We start from the raw sequence: 21,401 nt of genomic DNA, 5'->3' as shown, positions 1-21,401 counted from the left end.
TTTAATGAGTATTAAAAATAAAATGATAATAACCAAAAGAGTGGATTTAAAGGAGAATCTTTCTAAAATGGAGTCATTAGAGGAAATTAATAAAGAGGAATACTTAAGGTTGAAAGATAAATTAAAAACCCTCACAACAGACGACATTTATAATAAAATAGAAACAGCTAAAATATTAAACACAATTAATCAAAAAAAATTATATATTTTGGATGGATATAAAAATTTTTATAGTTTTTTAGCTAATTTTAAAATAGCCAAATCTCAAGCATATAAGTATATAAAAATAGTATCTGGTGTAGAAAAAGGCATTATTGATTACAATTTTATTGCCAATAATGGTATTGAAAAAACAATTAAGCAATTGGAAGGTGGTAATATTATTAAAAAATCTAAGCAAAATCCAATTAAACCTTTAAGATTTCAACTCAAAAAGCAAGAAAGCTATGATTTTTACAAAAATAATGCCAAATTTACAGCGTTTATTTTAGAAGAACTTCTTGAAAATCAAAAGGATTTAATTAATAAGCTTTTAGAAAAATATAAACAATTAAAAGGGCAATAAAGGGATTTTATGAACAATTTAGCGTACAGAACATACAACATAGAAAGTATAAAAAATGAATTTTTAAAAATAGGGTTTAGCGAGGAGGCAATAGATTTTGTTTTTCTTCATAATGATAATTACAACTTTGAAGTTTTAAGAGAGAAAATGAATTCTTTAGAACAACAAATAATTAATGTAGAAAAGAACTTTCAAAAAGATATATCTAGATTAGATACTAAAATAGATAGTGTAAAAAATGAACTTAATGCAAAAATAGATGGTGTAGAGAAGAGTTTAAACGCTAAAATAGACGGCTTAGAAAAAACTTTACAAAAGGATATATCTAGTTTAAAAAATGAACTTAATGCAAGTAATAGAACAATACAAGTAATGTTGATAGCAGGAATAACGCTTGCCCCAATTATTTACTCTATATTCAATAGGTATTTCTTCAATTGAAATTATTAAAATTTTTTGAAATATTAAGGTATTATACAGCTTCTTTTTTAAACGGTATTATAATGACGTTTAATATTACTAAAAAGGAATATTATATTTTTAATATGTTATAAATTAAAACTTGTTTAAACTTTTCAACAATAGAATTTAAATAAGTTCTTTTTTGGTAAAAAGACAAATTGATTTTAATTCTAAATTGAACTATGATTAATTAGTAGAATTATTTTTATAATAAATTCTGCTAAACCCTTGACTTTATTAAAATCTTTTAACAAGAGATTTTAATAAAGTTCCCACTGTTTTTTACAAAAAGTTTTACAAATAAATTGACAACAGCTATTTTTGTTATATATTGTCAAATAACGTTGATTTCATAAACATCAACGAAGGTTATTTATTTAGAATTTTCCAAAAAATCAGTAGTGTGAATTTATAGAATTTATTTCGTAAGAGATTTTCTATAAGTTCTCCATATTATTTTTTACAAAAAATTTTTTATAAAAAAACTTGACAAAAATAGTTTTTGTTATATAATCTGTTTACAGATTATATTTTATGTTTATTTTTCCGAATATCTGTTGATTTCAGGTTTAGGCATAAAATTAATTTTTTGATTTTTCGGTATTGACATTTTAGTGGGACTTAACCGATTTTCTAATAAGAGAATTTGGTCAAGTCCCACAGTTTTTAAGAAAATTTGACAAATATAGTTTTTGCTATATATTTATTTGTAAATCTAATGAGGAGGAAACTTAAAATGCAAGAAGTTTCAAAAAATAATAATTTTAATATGCAAGATAGCGGAGTATCTAAAATGAGGAATTTTGAGCAACAAAGTTTTATTGGCTGTGAAGTGTTTGAAGAAACCTCAAATATTGTTGTGAAAGAAAAAAGTAAATTGAGCAAGACAGGTAAAAAATTACCCGGAATAAACAGTAAAGAGTGTTTTAAATTTAATAGAAATATTGATTTTAGCGTGCAAAGAAACAAGCTCAGTAGATACGGTGCTAGTGAGACGGGAGCTATTCTTATTGGTGGAGTTGGACTTAAAGACTTAATGATAAATCGAGTGCTTAAATATTTTGGCATGAGTATACCTTTTGAAGAGAATTTGTATATGCTCAAGGGTAAAGAGTTAGAAAATTTATGATTTAGAGAATTTGTTAAAGCACATGGCGATAATATTGATATACTATACAAAAACAAATATGCCAACGGTGTTGATAAATATAATTATTTTAAAAAAATAGATGATTTAAAAAATTTAGTAGGGGCAACAATTGATGGATGGTTTATAAATAAGGAAGGTAATAAAGAACTTTTAGAGAGATTAAGAGTAGTGACTCTAATTATATGAGTAGCACTATAGCAGAGTACAATAAAAACGGTAATTTTTTAAGTAGTAAGTATTTTTTCAAATATTATGTGCAAGCACAAATACAGCTAGCATGTACCGGACTTGAGTATTGTAATTTATTCTTTTTGATAGATGCTACACCAGTTAACTGTAGGATAAGAAGAAATGACTCTTTAATAACAAAAGTTTTAGAATTTGTTCAAAAATGTGAGCGGGAAGTTTTCAATATAAGAAACGAAATTACTAAAAACCACGGGATTAATTTATTAATCGCAAGTGATTGTGATAATGAAACGTTTATTAATCTTGTTGAAGAGATTGAAGATTTAGTAGTAAAAAGTGATTTTTATCAATCTAGGGCTGAGTTTAATTGGGTAAATGAATTTGTAAAGTATGTTGAGTGTATAGACCTCGAGATTAAGACTGATCAGTCAGCTTTAAATCTTGAGAATGGCCTGATTGAGATTGAAAATTTAAAATCAGAATTAAATAAAATTCAAAATGAAAACAAAAAAAGAGAAAAGCCCATAAAGGATTTGCTCAAGATTAAAATTGACAATATTTTGGAGGAATATCCGCTGATTAATAGTGCAAATTATAGATTTAAGGAATTTATATTCAATTATGACGCTAAGAAAAGGGCAATAGCGGATAGATTTTACGGAACTTTCTTCAATAGGATGTAAAGCCTTTTTCCCAAGCAATATAAGTAATATGTCATATGCGAATAGTGTCCCCTTTTGAGTGGAGGCACTAAAATAAAAGAATTAAAAAAAATAAATTAAAATCGGAGGTTTAATTAATGAATATTAGTAAAATAAAGCAAAGTAATAAGGGTTTAATAGTAGAGATACAAAAATGGGGCTGCTATTTCTTGTGTCTACATTACTATGCAAGTGTATTTAAGAAGATGGAATTTGATGGTTTTGATATAAATGTAGCGTATTACAGATTTTTAGGGCTTGATTATATTAGAAGCAATTGTTTTATTAAAAATCCATGTATGATGCTTAATTACTATGGAATTAGAAGCAGCGTGAGATATGAGGCTTTTAATTATTTTGGGACTGCTAATGAGTTTGAAATTAGTGAGGTTAAAATTAAGGGAGTTGCTGGATTTCACTTTATTGCTACAGAAAGACAAGAGATATTATACGATTCGCTTAATTTAAAACCCCGCGGGAAAGAATTTAAAGTAACTTCAAAACGTATATTTAGGCTAAAATAGTTGAGCTATAGCTTTAAGCTATTTTTGGCTAATTTATAAGCTTAAATTTTGTTGGCAGAAGAGAGTCCGTAGATATTATCAATTTCAGATGTTGAATAATATTTCATAAGTTCTTTAATTTGGAAAGAATTATAGCCATTGGCTTTTAAATTTGAAATAAACAAATTTCTACAAAATGAGGTGATTTATTTGCCTTAAAGCCCGACTTTTTAAGAAGATTTTTGAATTTTTTAGAAATATGTATAATGTCAATTTGATTATCTTTAAATTTATGTTTGGTTTTTTGGAAAAGATAAGTTCTTCTGGTATCAAGATTTTTATCTTCGAAATGATTTTTGTGTGCGGTTTCAATAGCGTTGAATTCTTTAGAATTAATAACAATTTCCCTAATACAAGTGACTTGTCTTTTTTTTGCCACATTTACTTTTATATTGTAAAAAGTTTCCCCCGTTTTACTTGATAACTGTGCAATATCTTGCATTTTTACTTTTTGAATTTCAGTACCCCTGCAGCCACTTATTAAAAGCAGATATACAAACCAGCCAGATATTGGATCAATTTGTTTTAGTTGTTTAATACATTTTACGATTATTTTGCTAGTTTTTGGAGTTAAGTAAAACTTAGGATTGAGTTTTGGATTTTCTTTTTTATTTTTAGTTGAATTTTTTAGAGTATTTTTAAGAATTTTATTTTCATCTATTACTTTTTGATAATCTTTTATGAGTTTCGGGATTAAATCTGTAGAGTCTTTATTTAAATTAAGATAATTATTAATATCCATAAAACCTCCTCCTTAAAAGCATTACTTTTGAATTAAGTAAAAGTAATAAAAATATCTAAAAATTGTAATTTACATTTTACCAAAAACTTAAAATTTTCGTCAAATTTTGTTAGCCCTCATTGTATTTGAAATATGAGCTGTAGAGTAGTTGTAATAAGCAGAAGTGGTAATTTCTAAGGGGGGCACACAAGAAAGATAATATACTTTAAGTGATATATAGCAAAGACTCCGAAATTTAATTTGCGTGTCTTTTGTGATTTTTTGTAGTGAGTCCACCATTTGCAATGGAAAGATTTTCAGGAGTTGATTAAAATTACATTTTCATTTTGTTAATATGTAACACAAAATGTAACAAAATTAATTAATTAAATCTTTAAAAAATTGTAATTATTGAGTATTGAATTATCTTTGAGATTAACGGAGTAATTTATGAATAAAAAAATGTTGATTATTTGTGCTGTTTTTGCGCTGATAATTTCTTGTAAGAATTATGCAAGTGGTGAAAATTTAAAACAAAATTTAAAAGGACAAGTTAATGGATTTAAAGAAGGTGTAGAAAAAAAAGTCAAGCAAGGGATAAAACAAGCAGAACAAAAAGTTAAGGGATTTTTAGCAAAAGAAGAAAAAATTATTTCAGATGAAATAGCAGAAAAATTAAAGGAAAAAAAAGAAAATAAACAAGAAGAAAAGAAAGAGCAGGCAAAAGAAGGAGAAAAACAAGAAAAACAAGAAGAATTAATACAGGGCGATGATCCTAATAACATAAATCAGGCTCAAATATTGCAGGCAAATAGTCAAGATAGCGCACCAGAATTAGAAACCGTGCAACAAAGCGAAAGTGGTGGTCAACAAAAAGATAAGGAAGAAAGACAAGAAAAAGAAAGACAAGAAAAAGAAAGACAAGAAAAAGAAAGACAAGAAAAAGAAAGACAAGAAAAAGAAAGACAAGAAAGAGAAAGACAAGAAAAAGAAAGACAAGAAAAAGAAAGACAAGAAAAAGAAAGACAAGAAAGAGAAAGACAAGAAAAAGAAAGACAAGAAAAAGAAAGACAAGAAAGAGAACAAACTAATATAAAAATTAAAAAACTTACAAATAAAATAGACAAGATAAATAAAGATATTGATTCCATCAAACATCAAAGTTGGTTCGTGGAGGGGGTAGAAAGAGTAATAGTTGGGGCACAAGAAGTTATAGATAAAGTTACAGGGCCCATATACGACTATTTTACTGACAAAAGCGATACTGCTATATACTATACCTGGGGGCTAGCAGATGAGGAAGATTCAGAATTGGGAAAGGTATTGAAAAAATTGAGTGAAACTAGGAGTAATTTAAGGACTAAATTAAATGTAGGTAATAAAAAACCTATTGTGTTGAGTAGAACGGAGCCCAAATTAAAAGAAAATGTAAAAGTTAGTGAAATTGAATCAGATTTAGATAGCCTAAAATCAGAATTAGAAGAGGTTAAAAACTATCTTGAAGATGAATCTAATTTTGAAAAAATTGAAGAGTATATTAATGAAGATGAAGATTAATAGGCTTTAGACACAATTAAACCCTGTATACACAAAATAACAGCTAGCAATATTTGACTAGTTGTTATTTTTTTACAAATTGTGTTGTTGTGTTGTTTAGTTTGTGTTAATAAATTATTAAATTGCTTTACTATTTAGAGTAACAATTTTACTTTATCTTTTTAACTTTGCTTAATATTAACTTGCAAAATAGTATTCTTAGTAGCAAGTAGACCGCCTAAAACAAAATCAATGTATGAATGAGCAATATAAGTTGAGTCTGTATCAACTTGTTCATTCGGCATAGGCAACATGTACTTACTAGGTTTAAATTTTATAAGTGCGGGGTTTAATGGGTAAATAAGTATTTGGTGTTGTAGTAAATTTGAAGTTTCAATGTAAACATTTTTTCGATTATTAATAGCCCTAATAGCCCGAACCAGAACATCCCCCCATTTCTCGCTTGTTGATGGAACAGCTTGTCCTATTACATATGGCTTTACCAATTTCAATGAAGTTATTGGGTCAACTATTACCATCATGGGGGTAGAAAATTTTCTACCTGGTTCTAGCTTTGAAAGACCTGTTTCAATTTTTTCAAATATTTTATCCATTTTGTCTTTATCGCCACTTGCAACTTCTTCTTTTATTTGTTCGGGCATATTAAGTAGTCCGTACATATTAGGGAGTAAACGTTTTTGATTTTTTCCGTCCTTTTGAATTGAAACAGTTCCGGTTAGTACAAAATGATCAATAAGGTGTATAATTTTGTTACTTGCAAGTTTATAAGCTTGAGCAAAAGGAAGTACATTATTATTAATGTCGCCAGTGTATGAGCCCGAAGTGTAAAATTTTTCAGACGATTGCTTTAAGTGTCTGAATTTATATTACAGTCTCAAGTAATTTAGTCTAACTACTTCAGAACTAAACCCAATAGTTGAGATAGTGTTAACTTCATTAGCAATCGTTGTGGGATTTGCATTTAAAAATGCATCCCATTTTACAGTTTTGTCGTACCCCATCTGAAGATCAACATCCTCAATTTGTTCGAGTGAAAACCATTTATAATGTATGGGATCTTCAACCTCCCCTATGATATTTGCTACAGCTTTTGCATAATAATTTTCATCATATAATGACATTTTAAACCTCCTTATTTTTTAATTTGAACTTTTAGCTCTATTTCCAAATACCGATGCTTTTATTAAATAAGCATCATTGCTAATTTGTTTTGCATCAGATAGCGCTATCGCATTAACAGTTGCTTTATTTCCCCCAGAAACCTTTTCTAGAACACCGTCTTTATTGAAAAAAAGCTTATCTTTTGCTTTGGGTGTAGCATCTTTTGCTATCAAATACCCTTCAAAATTATTAGTAATTGGAACAATAGTAGCTGTTTGGCTAAACTCATCTACATCAATGCATATTCCATATAAATCTTCACCACCTCCGGCCTTAACATGGGGCTCATAGTGAATTTCATCCTTTTTTTCTTCTTGAATAACTCTCTTGACTCCACGCTTATATGGATACCCTAAAAGTGGATGATTTCCTAATTTGTCAACACCACTAGTCCTAGTACCTCCAGAAGCAAAAAATTGTACGTTTTTATCTCTAAACTCAATAGAATTAGAAAGTAAACCGGTATCATGCTGTGGATTTTTCATAAACTTGAGAAGTTTACTTCGTTTTTCTTGGTACTCTTTTGCTAATTGAGTTGTATTCTCTGCCATTCAATTATCTCCTTTTATTTTTTAACTATCGGATACCACTGTTTTCTCATAAGCTCTATTGCCAAAAATTGTAACTTTTACCAAATTAATAGCATAATCTTGCTTACGATTTTCATCCTTAATCTCTTCTTCTGATTTAAAATTGATTGTAAATGAATCAGAAAGTGAGTATGTATTAATGTACATCGGTGGCCCACCACCGGCTTTAATAATCACCCCATCATTATTAATATCTAATATTTCCCCAGCTTTTATACTTGGATTTCTTGTGACAAGATATCCCTCAAAATTATTTGTAATCGGCAAAACATATGCAGTACAACTAAACTCACATACATCAACGCATATACCGTAAATATCAGTATCTGAACTAGTTTCAACATATATAGCGCTTTCTTTTGGAACAAGTTTTACTCCACGCTTGTATGGAAAACTCTTTTCGGGGTCATAAAAATATTCTTCTATTTTGTCTGCATAACTTGAACAGGAAAATGTATATGCATCAACCAACTCATTTTTCGATTTAAAACAACCACTCGAACTGCTAAAAGCTTTATTTTCAATTGAACTGATCGATTTCGAATATTTTTTAAATTTCAAAAGAATATCGTCAAGTTCTTTTGCTGAGGTTAAATAGGGGTCCACCCCTTGTGCATCATCAACACTTCTTGCTTGACGTCGAGCTCTGGCTGGTGCAGAAGCTTCTTGAACTTCTTCTAAGCCCAATTGTAAATTATCATCAACACCGGGTCCTGAAACTTGCCCTTTACCTTTCACAGCCATTTAATTACCCTTGTGTGGCTCTATTTCCAAAAACACTAACAAGTCCTGTATATAATTCTTCAGATAATTTATGTGCCTTTGAGAGTGCTATAGCATTAATAGTTTTATTCGCACCATTAGTCTTTTCAAGTTCTCCGTTTTGGTTAAAATGCAACTTATCACCCGGCTTTATATCACTTCCCGGTTTCTTAAATACTAAATAACCTTCAAAATTATTTGTAATTGGAATTACAGTTGCTATACCGGTAAATTCATCTATATCGATACATACTCCGTATAAATCATCGCCACCTCCAGCCTCAACCTCAAGTTCTGTTGCACCATCAGCACTAAAACTAAGCTTTACTCCCCGCTTATAGGGATATCCTTTAGCATGATAATTTTCTATCTTGTCTTTACTGCTAGTTCGAACTCCATCAGAATTCGAGTAAATTAGATTTTTGTCTCTAAACTCAATAGAATTGCCTAGTAAAGCGGCGTCATACTGTGGGTTTTTCATTAATGCCTTAATTTCGGCAACTTTTTTATCAAATTTTTCTTTAATTTTTGTTATATCTGTACCATCCATTTAAAAACTCCTTTACGAAATATTTATTCTTTCATTTTTCAAATTTTCATAAACTTGAACTCGTCTTTGCTTGTAAGTATTGACTAAAGCTTGTTTAAACACCTTAAAATTTATTGGAACAAAATTTGGATCCAGCAAACTTGCACTCTCTTCGGATTTAGCAACAATATTGTCCTTAATAGGGTCAATAGAAGAAGAATTACTATTAGTATTTTTAATTTTTGTTATATCTGTACCAGCCATTTAAAAACTCCTTTATGCAACATTCACTCTTTTACTTCTTTTCAAATTTTCATAATATTGAACTCGATTTTGCTTATGAGTATTGATTAAAGCTTGTACAAACTCCATGAAATTTATTGGAACAAAATTTGGATCCAGTAAACTTGCACTCTCTTCTGATTTAGCAAAAATATTACCCTTAATAGAGTCAACAGAAGAAGAATTGCTATTAGCATTTTTTCTCAATTTGATATTCACTTTAGCCAAAGAGACAAGTTGCTCTAGTATCTCTCCATCAATATGGTTTATGTCTAATACTTTGGAAATAGCTTTTACTTGCTCAATTGGGACAAACTTGCGAACAAGTTCTCTGCGCTGCGCCTGCATAATGCCTTCTAGATCGTATCCTTTTGCAAGTAGGGCTTCTTTATTAAAGTGGCTGCTGAGATGCGCTTTTGCAAGTGCATCAATTTCATTTATACGATCCGCCTCTAGTAATAATTGCTTTGTAGCACGCTCTCTTTCTTGAACCTCAGCAAGTTCTTTTGCTATTCGCTCATTTATACTTAAATCACGATTTATCTCTTTGGGTTTTGCATTTGCTTGCTTTTTAAGGCGCATATACCCTTCAAATTCCTCAGCGCTTATTACTTTAGTATTAGATTTAACTTGCTGTACTTCTTGAACTTTCTCATCAATTATTTCTTTTTTTTCATTTTCTATCACTTTTCAACTCCTTTTCTTAATCCTTTTCTCAAAATGAGAATAATTTTTCTTTTAAAAAAGCTCGCTCCTCATTACTAAAAGAACTGCTTTGTATTAGCTCGTTATATTTGCTATAAAGCTCAATTAGATTAATGTCTCTTTCTACCTTTTGATCTTCGCTCAACATAATTAGTGAATTGAACTTCATAGCAAGGCCAAAATACTTATTAAGCTTTAAATTACAAGAATTCTCAACTTGTTCTTGTACGCCTTTTAGAAAATCATAATAATTGCTCCTATCGCCTTTACCATCACTTCCAAGTCCTTTAGCCTGCTCATTGAAACTTCTGGTTAAAGGCTCCTTAGTATCAGCACCGATTTTTGCCTTAATTAATGCTAAAGCCTCCTTTAAATAGGTAAGGTCATATTTAATAACTTCTAAACTAGCGCTAGGGGTAGCTGTATAAAACATTCCCTCATTATTTAGATTGTTCTTAAGCCTAGCAAGTTCATTCGCCAATGAGTCATTAAGACTGCGTAAATTAGAAATATCTTTACTGTGATTGTTTGTATTTTGTTTCTTTAAAAAGGAAGATAAAAAACTATTTCCTTTCTCATTATTGCTGTTTTGTGTAAGAGAGCTCAAAGAAGTTGTCGCGCTTGAGAGTGCATCTTGTAGCTGTACTAAAGACTCATCTTTGTAAAATAAAAAATTGTGATTTTCAATACGTTTTTCTATTTCAACGTATATCTTCTCAAATAAGTAAATATCTAGCAAAAAACTTTCTGTATAACACGGAACATATCTTTTTAAGATATAATCAAAGTTTTCGTAGATTATAAGTCGATTCTTGTGTATGTTGACTGTGCCAAAAGAATTGCTTTTATTAATAGTTTTTACTTTGTAAGTTACATAATCAAAGTTATCTCCCAAATCCCTTACATATTCATAATCAAGGTATTCAAATTTAATAGGTAGCTCTATATTAACGGGATTTTCAAGGTCTAATATTAAATCTTTGGTTTTTACTAAAATATATCCAATTCCATGAAAACGGTAGCTTATAATACAATTGAGAAGCGCATTCTTAAGCTGCACCTTTAGTCGAGAAAGTTCTGCCCCACTAACATTTTTAACAGTACTCTCAAGAACAATTCCGTTCTTAAGGCAATCTTCTGCTACATTTTCTATGTAATTTCTAAAAAATATTGAGTATCTATATAATTCTAATGGATTTATTTTATCTACTAATTTTGCTTTTCTTAAATTACACATTTTATTACTTCTTATTAAATAACTTTTTATTTATTCTTATTTAATTACATATATAATAGCAAAAACCAATATTTTTGGCAATCAAAAATTTACAAAAATTTTTGATTGCCAAAATGGACAATTCTATCTTTATATCCTAAAGATAGCATCAAATATGCAGCAGATATTGCATCAAGCGCATCATCGGGGGTTTTATTATCCCCTTTATAAGCGTAAATATCGCTAAATACAGTAGAACTACTATACTTTGCAATATAAAGTTTTTTATAGGTAAAAGGTGTAATTAACGACGCTATTCTACTAAATTTATTAGACTTTGGCTTAACTGGAGCAATTCTGAAATATTGACTCATATCCTTTCTAAGAGTAATATATTCACGTGTCAATCCTCCAGAACCTTTAGTATTATCCCTATCTTCTAAGTAAAGCGTGTGTACATTGAAATTCTGTAATACGGTCTTGACTATATTCATAACATAAGGGTCAATGGCCGGTCGTTTATCTTGAAATACAAAAGCATAATACTTATCATCAACTCTCTCCATAACACATAAAGCGATATTATCACCCCCAATACTAAACGCTGGGTCTAAATATGCTATCGGGTTAGTAAACACATGGTCTTGCGTAATATTAATTTCTGTGAAAATTGAGTCAGTGCTTGCTATCCACTTCCCTAGCAAAACTCTTGCCTTGTATGCGGGTATATCTTTATAGAGCTTCTCTTGCGTTTTGATAAATTATTTACTTAGTAAAACATTATCGTAAGTTGTAAAATTATATGTCTTAAAAGTTGCTGTATTATCAATATAATCGGTTTTAAAATAATGTTCTGGATGATCCGGATTGGTATCAAAAATAATAGTTTCTTGCCCACATCTAAGTCTTTTCAGCACTTCTTTTAAAGTTTGCTTGTGTAAAGTAGTAGCCTCATTTACAAAAATAAGTGCTGAATTACTACCCCTAAACCTTTTAAAATCACTTGCCTTATCCCCACCGTATAAATTAATCCTTAGTGAATCAATCAATATATATGAATTGTTCCTATGTCTGGGAATATAAGAAATATTTAAAAGTTTGCATAGCTTTTCAAATTGCCCCAAAACATTAACTTCAACTGAGCGTTGAGAATTCCCTATGATGAAATTATTGGTATCACTAGAGTATAACTTTTTATTTACAAGTAAACTCTTGAGAAATAAATAACATGCAAGATACGTTTTGCCACTAGCTATTCCACCACTGAGTATAATTTTCTTTTCGTTGTTCTTTTGGATACTTTTTATCACACTCTTTTGCTTTAAGGTTAAATATTTCTCTTCAAATTTATAAAAATTAGCCAAAGGGGGGTTGACTTTATTAATTTAGATATGTCAAATCCAAGCTCTCTTTTGTATTCCTTTTGCAGTGTTATAAAAAATTCTGTTTCGTATATATTCACTTGTACCCCTTACTACTTTTGTAGTTATTTTTACTCTCAACTTCATGAGCAGAAGTTAGCTTTTTCATACACTCATAGTAAAGCTCCATTTCTCTAATTGCACATTCCTTTATAAAATTATTAAGCTCATTTTTTAATAAACTCATTTTTTCATTAAAATCTTTTTCATTTTTCTTATTACATTTTTTGCTTAAAAAGGCAATTTCGGATTGTAAATCTTTTATTTTTGAATGCATACTAGCAAGTTCAATGCTAGAATATTGTTTAAATGCTCGTATAAATCCCAATTCTAAATTAGAGCGCTCTAAATCTAATTCGCCCTTAATTTTTATAGCTTTAGCACGAGATTTAAAAGTTTGTGTCATAAAGTGTTCAAAAGTATCTTCACTAATCGCTACTATAGAATTCTCGCCAACAAAAGTTTCCCCACTCTCCCATTTTTGTCTCATTCTCCACACATTTACCCTGGAAACTCCAAGTTTCGCTGCTATTTCTCTATCATCCAATAATCCCTCTCTAAAATAGACAACATAATCATAAAAAGACCGTTTAACTTTTTTCAAAAATAGTTTCCTAGAGTAACAAAATTAATAAATTATTAATCTAAATGGTAAAGCAATTTGATGAATTGTTAACATAAACTGATAATTTCTTGATATTTATTGACGGGTGTTTAATATTTATTAGCTTTTATTGATTTAGGAACAGTAGTTTGCTAATTTATTGCATTTTGTTATTCCTTGACTTTATAAGTTTGTAAAAATATTTCATTTCATTCATAAAATCATTACTTGTGAAAATTCCTTTGTCATAGTAGTGCATGCTCATAAATAACATATCTTTAAATTTTTCAATCACATGTGGTTGGTTTCGTTTTGATACTTTTCGTATTATCTGATAAAAAATATCACCAATAAAAAACAAAAAAGAAATGGATCTATCTTCTCCTAATTTTTCCAAACATTTTTCTAGCATTCCTTCCTTGTAGCTATAATTAATCTCAACATTTCTGAAACTTATATATTTTCCTATTAGATATCTATCTTTTAAAACCCCTTTAATAAATTCTTTTGTGGTGGGGCCCAAAGGGTTATCTATTATTTCATAAGCGATGTATATTTCCTTTTTTGTCTCTTGATCTAAAATATCATAAAAATCTGAAACTTTATTAACATACATATTATCCATAATAATATATCAAAAACATAATATTTTGAATATTAATTTTGTTATTTTTAGTTAAAAATTCTCTAAAAAAGAAAACAAGACTTTTTATTAGTCTTGTTTCTCATATTTTATGCTTTTGAAAACCATTTTTTATACTTTTTCTTTTCTTAACTTTCATACTCTTCTTTAATCTCTTTAAGTTCTTCTTCAATCTTTTTAAGTGCACTATCTATTATTCCTTTAGACATATCACTAGTATCAGTATCATCATTATTAGAATTACCTACCCTTAACCCTAATTTTTGAGCCTCACTCCAAGCTTGTGCCCCAACTCTCCCTTGGTTTCCAGCTCGATGCCCCTCAGATTGTCCAGTTGCACTCTCAACTTGCTGTTTATACTCTTGAAATTTCTTTTGAGCCGCTTCTAATTCTTTTTTTCTTTTCTCTATTTTTTCCTTCAAAGTTTTCTTAAGAGTTTCTAATTCCTTTTCAAGTTTTTCTTTATCTTCCTTTTTATCTTTTAATTTTTTCTCTAATTCTTCTTTTAACTTTTTTATTTCTTTTTCATACTCACAATATGCTTTAAGAGAAGTTTTATCATCAGCTTTCTCTATTTTCTCCTTTAATTCTTCTATTTTTTTCTTCAAAGTTTCTACTTCTTGATCTACCTGTTCTTGAACTTGCCCTTGTGGTTCATCAGCTTGAATTATTTTTTTTTGAACTTTTACAGAAACTTCTGATCCTGGGTTTTTAAGCCCTTCATTCAACTCTTCTTTTTTTATATCTAAAAATCCCTTAATTTGTTGTTCTGTATTTTTAACTGAATCTTCTACACCTTGCTTTAAATCTGCATGATTCTTACAAGAACTTATCAGTGCAAAAACAGCACAGACAATAAACATTTTTTTATTCATTAATAATATCCCCTACGTTTGAAATTTTATTTTAAATTCTTTTTAAGCTCTTCTAGTGGTATTGCATATTCAGCAGTTTTATCTCCTGAACTTTCTTTGATTTTATCTCCTAAAAATGTAACATGCTCAGAACCATTAATAGTTTCTATCTTTGTTATTATCGCTTTATTTTGGATACCGCTTGTATGACCTTGTTCGTTATTATATCCATAATACAAACTAGTTCTAAATGATCCACCCTCAGTCATTGCTTTTACAAAGTTATTAACTTCTAATTCTTCTACTTCAAAGAATGTGGAACTGTGCCCGCCTCCTTGATCAGTATTGTTTAACCCAATGCCGATACCATATTCTCCTTTTCTTCTCTCTTCTTTTCTTACAACTAAATCTCCCAAGCCTGTCCAATTACCACTATTATCTTTATTTTTAATTTTTACAGTAAATTGAGAGAATTTTATTTCATCACCACTTACTTGCTCATTTGAACTACTTGTGCTTGTAAAATTCTCACAAGAAATTATCAATGCAAAAACAGCACAAATAATCAACATTTTTTTCATCATAAGTTACTCCGTTAATCTCAAAGATAATGCAATATCTAGTATACACAATTTTTTTAAAGATTTAAATAATTGATTTTGTTACATTTTGTGTTACATATTAACAAAACTCAAATGTAATTTTAATCAACTCCTGAAAATCTCTCCATTGCAAATGCCTGACTCACTACAAAAGATTGCAAAACACATACAAATTAAATTTCAGAGTCTTTGCTATATATCACCCAAAGTACAATATCTTTCTTGGGTGTCCCCCTTAAAAATTGCCACTTCCACTTATTACAGCCACTCTACAGCTCATATTTCAAATACAATGAGAGCTAACAAAATTTGACGAAAATTTTAAGTTTTTGGTAAAATGTAAATTGTAATTTAGATCTATTTTTATTACTTTTACTTAATTCAAAAGTAATACTTTTAAGGAGGAGGTTTTATGGACTTTAATAATTATCTTAATTTAAATAAAGACTCTACAGATTTAATCTTGAAACTCATAAAAGATTATCAAAAAGTAATAGATGAAAATAAAATTCTTAAAAATACTCTAAAAAATTCAACTAAAAATAAAAAAGAAAATCTAAAACCAACCCCCAAATTCTACTTAACTCCAAAAACTAGTAAAATAATCGAAAAATGTATCAAACAATTAAAACAAACTGATCCAATATCTGGCTGGTTTGTATATCTACTTTCAATAAGTGGATGCAGGGGCACTGAAATTAGAAAAGTAAAAATGCAAGACATAACCCCTCTATTTGAAAAAACTGGAGAAATTTTTTATAACATAAAAGTAAATGTAGCTAAAAAACGAAATGTCTCCTGTATTAGAGAAATTGTCATTAACTCAAAAGAATTCGACGCTATTCAAACGGCACACAAAAATCACTTCGAAGAAAAAAATCTTGATACTAGAAGAACTTATCTTTTCCAAAAAACCAAACATAAGTTTAAAGATAATCAAATTGACATTACCCATATTTCTAAAAAATTCAAAAATCTTCTTAAAAAATCAGGATTTAAAGCGAATAAATCACTTCATTTATGTAGAAATTTATTTATTTCAAATTTAAAAGCCAATGGCTACAATTCTTTTCAAATTAAAGAACTTATGAAATATTCTTCAACACATGAAATTGATAATATCTATGGGCTCTCTTCTGCCAACAAAATTCAAGCTTATAAATACGCCAAAACTAGCTTAAAGCTATAGCAGGGCTATTTTAGCCTAAATATACGCTTTGAAGTTACTTTAAATTCTTTTCCGCGGGGTTTTAAATTAAGCGAATCGTATAATATCTCTTGTCTTTCTGTAGCAATAAAGTGAAATCCAGCAACTCCCTTAATTTTAACCTCACTAATTTCAAACTCATTAGCAGTCCCAAAATAATTAAAAGCCTCATATTTCACGCTGCTTCTAATTCCATAGTAATTAAGTATCATACATGGATTTTTAATAAAACAATTGCTTCTAATATAATCAAGCCCTAAAAATCTGTAATACGCTGCATTTATATCAAAAACGTCAAATTCCATCTTCTTAAGTACACTTGCATAGTAATGTAGGCACAAAAAATAGCAACCCTATTTTTGTATCTCTACTATTAAACCCTTATTACTTTGCTTTATTTTACTAATATTCATTAATTAAACCTCCGATTTTAATTTATTTTTTTAATTCTTTTATTTTAGTGTCCCCACTCAAAAGGGGACACTATTCGCATACGACATATTACTTATACTGCTCGGGAAAAAGGCTTTACGGCCTATTGAAGAAAGTTCAGTAAATCTATCCGCTATTGCCCTTTTCTTGGCGTCATAATTGAATATAAATTCCTTAAATCTATAATTTACGCTGCTATTAATCGGCGGATATTCCTCCAAAATCTTGTCAATTTTAATCTTGAGTAAATCCTTTATGGGCTTTTCTCTTTTTTTGTTTTCATTTTGAATTTTATTTAATTCTGATTTTAAATTTTCAATCTCAATCAGGCCATTCTCAAGATTTAAAGCTGACTGATCAGTCTTAATCTCGAGGTCTATACACTCAACATACTCTACAAATTCATTTATCCAGTCAAACTCAACCCCTGATCAATAAAAATCACTTTTTAATACTAAATCTTCAACAAAATTTTTAAAAGCGCTATTTTCGGGGTCATTTTCGGTTATTAAATCTTTACCATTTTTGTTATGCACTGCAACAGTTAAAGCAAAAATTTCAAGATTACATTTATTAATAAATTTAAAAACTTTTGATATTAAAGCGTCATTTCTTCTTATCCTACAGTTAACTGGTGCAGCATCTATCAAAAAGAATATATTACAATACTCAAGTCCGGTACATGCTAGCTGCATTTGTGCTTGCACATAATATTTGAAAAAAATACTTACTACTTAAAAAATTACCATTTTTATTGTACTCTTCAATGGCACTACTCATATAATTAGAGTCACTACTCTTAATCTCTAAAAGTTCTATATTCCCTTCCTTATTTATAAACCATCCATAAATTGTTGCTCCTACTAAATTTTTTAAATCATCTATTTTTTTAAAATAATTATATTTATCAACACCGTTGGCATATTTGTTTTTGTATAGTATATCAATATTATCGCCACGTGCTTTAACAAATTCTCTAAATCCTAAATTTTCTAACTCTTTACCCTTGAGCATATATAAATTCTCTTCAAAAGGTATACTCATGCCAAAATATTTAAGCACTCGATTTATCATTAAGTCTTTAAGTCCAGCTCCGCCAATTAGAATAGTTTCCACCTCACTGGCACCATATCTACTAAGCTTGTTTCTTTGTTCACTAAAATCAATATTTCGATTAAATTTAAAACACTCTTGACTGCTTATCCCGGGTAATTTTTTGCCTGTCTTGCTTAATTTAATTTTTTCTTTCACAACAATATTTGGGGTTTCTTCAAACACTTCACAGCCAATAAAACTTTGTTGCTCAAAATTCATCATTTTAGATACTCCGCTATCTTGCATATTAAAATTATTATTTTTTGAAACTTCTTGCATTTTAAGTTTCCTCCTCATTAGATTTACAAATAAATATATAGCAAAAACTATATTTGTCAAATTTTCTTAAAAACGGTGGGACTTGGCCAAATTCTCTTATTAGAAAATCGGTTAAGTCCCACTAAAATGTCAATACCGAAAAATCAAAAAATTAATTTTATGCCTAAACCTGAAATCAACAGATATTCGGAAAAATACACATAAAATATAATCTGTAAACAGATTATATAACAAAAACTATTTTTGTCAAGTTTTTTTATAAAAAATTTTTTGTAAAAAATAATATGGAGAACTTATAGAAAATCTCTTACGAAATAAATTCTATAAATTCACACTACTGATTTTTTGGAAAATTCTAAATAAATAACCTTCGTTGATGTTTATGAAATCAACGTTATTTGACAATATATAACAAAAATAGCTGTTGTCAATTTATTTGTAAAACTTTTTGTAAAAAACAGTGGGAACTTTATTAAAATCTCTTGTTAAAAGACTTTAATAAAGTCAAGGGTTTAGCAGAATTTATTATAAAAATAATTCTACTAATTAATCATAGTTCAATTTAGAATTAAAATCAATTTGTCTTTTTACAAAATAAGAACTAATTTAAATTCTATTGTTAAAAAGTTTAAACAAGTTTTAATTTATAATAGATTAAAAATATAATATTCCTTTTTAGTAATATTAAACGTCATTATAATACCGTTTAAAAAAGAAGCTGTATAATACCTTAATATTTCAAAAAATTTTAATAATTTCAATTGAAGAAATACCTATTGAATATAGAGTAAATAATTGGGGCAAGCGTTATTCCTGCTATCAACATTACTTGTATTGTTCTATTACTTGCATTAAGTTCATTTTTTAAACTAGATATATCCTTTTGTAAAGTTTTTTCTAAGCCGTCTATTTTAGCGTTTAAACTCTTCTCTACACCATCTATTTTTGCATTAAGTTCATTTTTTACACTATCTATTTTAGTATCTAATCTAGATATATCTTTTTGAAAGTTCTTTTCTACATTAATTATTTGTTGTTCTAAAGAATTCATTTTCTCTCTTAAAACTTCAAAGTTGTAATTATCATTATGAAGAAAAACAAAATCTATTGCCTCCTCGCTAAACCCTATTTTTAAAAATTCATTTTTTATACTTTCTATGTTGTATGTTCTGTACGCTAAATTGTTCATAAAATCCCTTTATTGCCCTTTTAATTGTTTATATTTTTCTAAAAGCTTATTAATTAAATCCTTTTGATTTTCAAGAAGTTCTTCTAAAATAAACGCTGTAAATTTGGCATTATTTTTGTAAAAATCATAGCTTTCTTGCTTTTTGAGTTGAAATCTTAAAGGTTTAATTGGATTTTGCTTAGATTTTTTAATAATATTACCACCTTCCAATTGCTTAATTGTTTTTTCAATACCATTATTGGCAATAAAATTGTAATCAATAATGCCTTTTTCTACACCAGATACTATTTTTATATACTTATATGCTTGAGATTTGGCTATTTTAAAATTAGCTAAAAAACTATAAAAATTTTTATATCCATCCAAAATATATAATTTTTTTTGATTAATTGTGTTTAATATTTTAGCTGTTTCTATTTTATTATAAATGTCGTCTGTTGTGAGGGTTTTTAATTTATCTTTCAACCTTAAGTATTCCTCTTTATTAATTTCCTCTAATGACTCCATTTTAGAAAGATTCTCCTTTAAATCCACTCTTTTGGTTATTATCATTTTATTTTTAATACTCATTAAAGCTCCTTATTTGTCCATTACTGGATTATTTTTATTTGTTATTTTATTTTTAACATTTTGTTTAAAGATTTTTTATATTCTTGATAATAATCTGTTTTTGAAGAAAATTCTTTTCTATAAAAAAGCGCTTTTTTAATATCATCTCTCTTAGGAATAATCCCTATTAGATTTTCTTTATAAATATTTTCTAATTTAGATATTATCTCTCTGTCAATATTTTGCCTTTCTAAAGCTCCCGTTATTAAAAAGTAAGGTGCAATATCGTTTCTATAAACTTTATTTATTGCATCTAATATTAGCCCTATACTTTCAATTGCCCATAAATCAGAATTAATTGGTATTATCAAATAATCAGTAATCACTAAAGCATTGTTTAAAAGATGTCCTAGACTAGGATTTGTATCAATTATTACATAATCGTATTTAGATTTAACAATTAAAAGTCTTTTTTCTAAAAGATTGTCTTGTAATGGGATACTTTCTGAATTAAAAACAGATAATTCTAATGAACTAGGAATTATGTCTAGATAATCAGAAACTGTAAAAATACAATTTTCTATATATTTCCTCTGTTTAAAGACTTCATAAAGATTGAAATTTTCAATATCCACATTTTGTTTTTTTAATTTAAATAAAAAGTAACTAGTTATACTGGCTTGCGGATCGCTATCAATTACCAATACTTTATAGTTTTCTTTAGCTAATATATTGCTATAAAATAAAGCGCTTGTACTTTTGCCAACACCGCCCTTGATTGACGCAATTGTTATTATTTTAGGTTTTTTATTATCCATTTTGTTAGTGGTCCTTGTTCCGGGTATTTTTTCCCATAAAATTCATATACTTGTTTTTCTAAATCTGTAAACATACTAAATAATATTTTGTTGTAGTGATTATTCATTCTCTCTCTATATAATAAGCGGTATAATCCCTTGAAATAAAAAAAACGCTGCCTGCTTTAAATCTAACTTCCATGTAATATGCCCTTGCAAAACCATAAGATTTTCTATTCCCATTTACTTCATACTTTACAAAAGCTTTTTTTATTGGTTTTCTAAAGCCGTAATAAATTCCTAAAAATTTATCCCCTTCTTTTTCGGGGTATAAGTGAGTCTCTTGAACAATTCTTTCCCCATTAAATAGTGCCCTTAATGATACTCTAAATTCCATTCTTTTCTTTTTACTCTTTTTTTTATTCTCATAAACTCCAAATTTGTATAAATCCATCATTATTGATATATGGTACATTGCTTTACCACTTTCTTTCTCAATTAAAATAAATCTATCTTTATTTTTGCACTCAACTTTGCATTTACCCTTTTTTATTGGCTCAGGTGCAGCTTCCATAT

General features: G+C 28.5%; 18 protein-coding genes and 7 pseudogenes. 6 read left to right on the top strand and 19 right to left on the bottom strand.

The window, feature by feature from the left end; genetic code table 11:
• Positions 1 to 4: 4 nt before the first annotated feature.
• The 4 genes and pseudogenes from QIA41_RS05840 to QIA41_RS05825 all read left to right on the top strand — a co-directional run bounded on the left by QIA41_RS05840 (position 5) and on the right by QIA41_RS05825 (position 3,591).
• On the top strand, positions 5 to 565 hold the full coding sequence (locus tag QIA41_RS05840; RefSeq protein ID WP_418909490.1) for a chromosome replication/partitioning protein: 561 nt from the start codon (positions 5 to 7) through the stop codon (positions 563 to 565).
• Positions 566 to 574: 9 nt separating this feature from the next.
• Complete coding sequence (gene bdr, locus QIA41_RS05835) at positions 575 to 1,006, top strand: Bdr family repetitive protein (protein WP_418909489.1); 432 nt, start codon at positions 575 to 577, stop codon at positions 1,004 to 1,006.
• 757 nt (positions 1,007 to 1,763) lie between these two features.
• Positions 1,764 to 3,107: pseudogene (locus QIA41_RS05830) on the top strand (DUF244 domain-containing protein).
• Between the two features lie 58 nt (positions 3,108 to 3,165).
• On the top strand, positions 3,166 to 3,591 hold the full coding sequence (locus QIA41_RS05825; protein WP_418909488.1) for a DUF261 domain-containing protein: 426 nt from the start codon (positions 3,166 to 3,168) through the stop codon (positions 3,589 to 3,591).
• A 41-nt stretch (positions 3,592 to 3,632) separates the two neighbouring features.
• Here QIA41_RS05825 and QIA41_RS05820 read toward each other — a convergent pair.
• Positions 3,633 to 4,372: pseudogene (locus QIA41_RS05820) on the bottom strand (tyrosine-type recombinase/integrase).
• 429 nt (positions 4,373 to 4,801) lie between these two features.
• Here QIA41_RS05820 and QIA41_RS05815 point away from each other — a divergent pair.
• On the top strand, positions 4,802 to 5,908 hold the full coding sequence (locus tag QIA41_RS05815) for a hypothetical protein (RefSeq protein WP_418909487.1): 1,107 nt from the start codon (positions 4,802 to 4,804) through the stop codon (positions 5,906 to 5,908).
• A 161-nt stretch (positions 5,909 to 6,069) separates the two neighbouring features.
• Here the strand turns inward: QIA41_RS05815 and QIA41_RS05810 are convergent.
• The 12 genes and pseudogenes from QIA41_RS05810 to QIA41_RS05755 form a co-directional block, all read right to left on the bottom strand.
• A pseudogene (locus QIA41_RS05810) lies at positions 6,070 to 7,029 on the bottom strand (hypothetical protein).
• A gap of 18 nt (positions 7,030 to 7,047) precedes the next feature.
• Positions 7,048 to 7,620 carry a DUF228 domain-containing protein gene (locus QIA41_RS05805; protein WP_418909486.1) on the bottom strand — a complete coding sequence of 191 codons (573 nt, stop codon included), beginning with the start codon at positions 7,618 to 7,620 and terminating at the stop codon, positions 7,048 to 7,050.
• Positions 7,621 to 7,641: 21 nt separating this feature from the next.
• Positions 7,642 to 8,403 (bottom strand): DUF228 domain-containing protein, encoded by a 762-nt coding sequence (locus tag QIA41_RS05800; RefSeq protein WP_418909485.1) that lies wholly within the window; start codon positions 8,401 to 8,403, stop codon positions 7,642 to 7,644.
• A 4-nt stretch (positions 8,404 to 8,407) separates the two neighbouring features.
• Positions 8,408 to 8,971, bottom strand: a complete 564-nt coding sequence (locus tag QIA41_RS05795) for a DUF228 domain-containing protein (protein ID WP_418909484.1) — start codon at positions 8,969 to 8,971, stop codon at positions 8,408 to 8,410.
• A 12-nt stretch (positions 8,972 to 8,983) separates the two neighbouring features.
• Positions 8,984 to 9,214 carry a DUF1357 family protein gene (locus QIA41_RS05790; RefSeq protein ID WP_418909483.1) on the bottom strand — a complete coding sequence of 77 codons (231 nt, stop codon included), beginning with the start codon at positions 9,212 to 9,214 and terminating at the stop codon, positions 8,984 to 8,986.
• Between the two features lie 12 nt (positions 9,215 to 9,226).
• Positions 9,227 to 9,919: a DUF1357 family protein gene (locus QIA41_RS05785; protein ID WP_418909482.1), complete on the bottom strand. Its 693-nt coding sequence runs from the start codon at positions 9,917 to 9,919 to the stop codon at positions 9,227 to 9,229.
• A gap of 28 nt (positions 9,920 to 9,947) precedes the next feature.
• The gene (locus QIA41_RS05780) at positions 9,948 to 11,174 is read right to left on the bottom strand and encodes an anti-CBASS protein Acb1 family protein (protein ID WP_418909481.1); all 1,227 of its coding nucleotides are present in this window, start codon (positions 11,172 to 11,174) and stop codon (positions 9,948 to 9,950) included.
• Between the two features lie 89 nt (positions 11,175 to 11,263).
• Positions 11,264 to 12,615, bottom strand: a pseudogene (locus QIA41_RS05775) (PBSX family phage terminase large subunit).
• Positions 12,612 to 13,178, bottom strand: a complete 567-nt coding sequence (locus tag QIA41_RS05770; protein WP_418909480.1) for a DUF603 domain-containing protein — start codon at positions 13,176 to 13,178, stop codon at positions 12,612 to 12,614. Before QIA41_RS05770 ends, QIA41_RS05775 begins: the two are co-directional and overlap by 4 nt.
• A gap of 157 nt (positions 13,179 to 13,335) precedes the next feature.
• Complete coding sequence (locus tag QIA41_RS05765) at positions 13,336 to 13,803, bottom strand: DUF643 domain-containing protein (RefSeq protein WP_418909479.1); 468 nt, start codon at positions 13,801 to 13,803, stop codon at positions 13,336 to 13,338.
• A gap of 146 nt (positions 13,804 to 13,949) precedes the next feature.
• Positions 13,950 to 14,696, bottom strand: coding sequence for a hypothetical protein (locus QIA41_RS05760; protein ID WP_418909462.1), 747 nt, complete (start codon positions 14,694 to 14,696; stop codon positions 13,950 to 13,952).
• A gap of 26 nt (positions 14,697 to 14,722) precedes the next feature.
• Positions 14,723 to 15,259 carry an Erp family outer-surface lipoprotein gene (locus QIA41_RS05755; RefSeq protein WP_418909461.1) on the bottom strand — a complete coding sequence of 179 codons (537 nt, stop codon included), beginning with the start codon at positions 15,257 to 15,259 and terminating at the stop codon, positions 14,723 to 14,725.
• 430 nt (positions 15,260 to 15,689) lie between these two features.
• On the opposite strand from QIA41_RS05755, the gene QIA41_RS05750 reads away from it, so the two are divergent.
• Positions 15,690 to 16,466: a tyrosine-type recombinase/integrase gene (locus tag QIA41_RS05750; RefSeq protein WP_418909511.1), complete on the top strand. Its 777-nt coding sequence runs from the start codon at positions 15,690 to 15,692 to the stop codon at positions 16,464 to 16,466.
• Between the two features lie 5 nt (positions 16,467 to 16,471).
• Here the strand turns inward: QIA41_RS05750 and QIA41_RS05745 are convergent.
• From QIA41_RS05745 to QIA41_RS05720, 6 genes and pseudogenes are all read right to left on the bottom strand, one after another.
• A pseudogene (locus tag QIA41_RS05745) lies at positions 16,472 to 16,897 on the bottom strand (DUF261 domain-containing protein).
• 57 nt (positions 16,898 to 16,954) lie between these two features.
• Positions 16,955 to 18,290 (bottom strand): annotated as a pseudogene (locus QIA41_RS05740) (DUF244 domain-containing protein).
• A gap of 757 nt (positions 18,291 to 19,047) precedes the next feature.
• Positions 19,048 to 19,479: a Bdr family repetitive protein gene (gene bdr, locus QIA41_RS05735; protein ID WP_418909489.1), complete on the bottom strand. Its 432-nt coding sequence runs from the start codon at positions 19,477 to 19,479 to the stop codon at positions 19,048 to 19,050.
• A gap of 9 nt (positions 19,480 to 19,488) precedes the next feature.
• Positions 19,489 to 20,049 carry a chromosome replication/partitioning protein gene (locus QIA41_RS05730; RefSeq protein WP_418909490.1) on the bottom strand — a complete coding sequence of 187 codons (561 nt, stop codon included), beginning with the start codon at positions 20,047 to 20,049 and terminating at the stop codon, positions 19,489 to 19,491.
• 41 nt (positions 20,050 to 20,090) lie between these two features.
• On the bottom strand, positions 20,091 to 20,846 hold the full coding sequence (locus tag QIA41_RS05725) for a ParA family protein (protein WP_418909510.1): 756 nt from the start codon (positions 20,844 to 20,846) through the stop codon (positions 20,091 to 20,093).
• Positions 20,822 to 21,399 (bottom strand): annotated as a pseudogene (locus tag QIA41_RS05720) (DUF226 domain-containing protein). Before QIA41_RS05720 ends, QIA41_RS05725 begins: the two are co-directional and overlap by 25 nt.
• Between the last annotated feature and the right edge of the window lie 2 nt (positions 21,400 to 21,401).

Source organism: Borreliella sinica (assembly GCF_033969665.2).
Lineage (GTDB): Bacteria > Spirochaetota > Spirochaetia > Borreliales > Borreliaceae > Borreliella > Borreliella sinica.
Note: the sequence above shows the minus strand (reverse complement) of the source record. Positions and strands in the feature narration are given on the sequence as shown.